At 60.6% G+C, this 1,838-nt stretch carries 3 protein-coding genes; 2 read left to right on the top strand and 1 reads right to left on the bottom strand.

Annotation, left to right across the window (positions count from 1 at the left end; genetic code table 11):
• A partial coding sequence (locus BSG17_RS25785) for an Lrp/AsnC family transcriptional regulator (RefSeq protein ID WP_139246835.1) occupies positions 1 to 113 on the bottom strand: 113 nt, incomplete at its 3' end.
• Positions 114 to 243: 130 nt separating this feature from the next.
• On the opposite strand from BSG17_RS25785, the gene BSG17_RS25780 reads away from it, so the two are divergent.
• Positions 244 to 441, top strand: a complete 198-nt coding sequence (locus tag BSG17_RS25780; RefSeq protein ID WP_089828192.1) for a heavy-metal-associated domain-containing protein — start codon at positions 244 to 246, stop codon at positions 439 to 441.
• Between the two features lie 123 nt (positions 442 to 564).
• Positions 565 to 1,838 (top strand): HAD-IC family P-type ATPase (locus BSG17_RS25775; RefSeq protein ID WP_139246834.1); only part of this gene is annotated, 1,274 nt, incomplete at its 3' end.

Raw genomic sequence — 1,838 nt, 5'->3', positions numbered from 1 at the left:
GAGACGGCCGGTGCGGAGAGACCGACGGCATCAGCGATGTCACTGTACGGTCGACGGGCGTTCGACATCAGGAGCTGAAGGATTTCGAGATCGGTTTCGTCGAGGTCGCGCATAGTGGACCTACGGCGACGAGTGACTAAAGACCTCGGCGAAATACGATTCGTTTCCAAACTGTAGGTAGTCTTCGAACTAATTGTTCAAAGGGAGAACCCGCATAAGAGAGGGGAGCGTATGTATTCGCATATGTCGACGATCATCACCGTCGAGGGAATGACCTGCGGTCATTGTGAACAGACAGTCGAAGAGGCGCTTCAAGGCGTGTCTAACGTAACTGACGTCACCGCCCACCGTGAGGCCGAACAGGCGAGAGTCAATAGGGACGCCGACGTCATGGTCCTCGTGCAAGCCGTCGAAGGCGCTGGATACACTGCTCACGCCTGAGAGCACCTAGAACGTTCGCGGACGACCGCCCCGCCGTTCTCTTCCGAGTCCGCTTCCCCTGATCGAACCGCGCAGTATCAGGCCACGAACAGAATAATGGGGAACGGCACCACCACCCAACCCATGAGCAACCACCCAGACCACGAGCGTATCCGGGACTCTTCGTCGGAAACTGATTCCGAGGGCCCCGTCTACTGCTGCCGTATTTGCCAGTTAGAAGCAGATCGAGAGAGGCGAACGACAGATCCCTCATCTGCCACGGAGCCTCCACACTCCTCCGAGCACACGAACCACGACCGGACGGGCGAGACCACCACAGAACCCAGAAGTACCGACGAACACGCACACCACGATCACGAAGCCGAGTCCGGACACAGCCACGAGACCAACCACGCCCATACCGGAGGGGACGAACACGATCACGACGCACACGACCACGGCGCGGACGTCCACGAGGGAGAGCACGAAGATCACGGGGCCCACACCGATCACTCGGATCACGAGCGGATGTTCCGGCGGCGGTTCTGGGTATCGCTCGCGCTCTCGGTGCCTGTCATCTTCTTCAGCGAATTTATTCAGGACGCCTTCGGCTACACGGCGCCGACGTTCCCCGGAAGCGCCTGGATCACGCCTGTCCTTTCGGTGATCATCTTCGCGTACGGTGGCGTGCCGTTCCTTTCGATGGCCCGGACGGAACTCGAGAACCGTGAGCCGGGGATGATGATGCTCATCTCGCTGGCAATCACCGTCGCATTCGTCTACTCCATTGGGAGCCTGTTTCTCGAGGGAACGACGCCGTTCTTCTGGGAACTCGTTACGCTGATCGATATCATGCTGCTGGGCCACTGGATGGAGATGCGCTCGGTCCGGCAGGCCTCCGGCGCGCTCGACGAACTGGCGAAACTTATGCCGGATACTGCCGAGCGTATCACCGAAAGTGGAGATACCGAGGAAGTACCCGTTTCCGAACTCGGCGAGGACGATCTCGTACTCGTTCGCCCGGGTGCGAGCGTGCCTGCCGACGGCGAAGTCGTCGACGGCGAGTCGTCGGTCGACGAGTCGATGATCACGGGCGAGTCCCGTCCCGTTGACAAAGAGCCAGGAGTGGAGGTCGTCGCCGGGACGGTCAACCAAGACGGGAGCCTCCGCATCAAAATCACGAAGACGGGTGACGAGACGACGTTGGCGGGCATCATGCGACTCGTTGATGAGGCCCAGAAATCGAAATCTCGAACCCAGTTGCTCGCCGACCGCGCAGCTGGCTGGCTGTTCTACGTGGCACTCGGCGTCGCGGCGATCACGGCCGTCGCGTGGGTCGTCGCCACCGGGTTCAACATCACCGTCCTCGAGCGCGTCGTGACTGTACTGGTCATCGCGTGTCCCCACGCACTCGGTCT

It is taken from the genome of Halogranum amylolyticum (assembly GCF_900110465.1).
In the GTDB taxonomy this organism is placed as follows: domain Archaea; phylum Halobacteriota; class Halobacteria; order Halobacteriales; family Haloferacaceae; genus Halogranum; species Halogranum amylolyticum.
The sequence above is the reverse complement of the archived record's forward strand: the minus strand, read 5'-3'. Positions and strand labels throughout refer to the sequence as shown.

Coding starts and splice junctions, on each gene's coding strand:
- BSG17_RS25780 (WP_089828192.1), top strand. CDS start 244: ATGTCGACGATCATCACCGTCGAGGGAATGACCTGCGGTCATTGTGAA.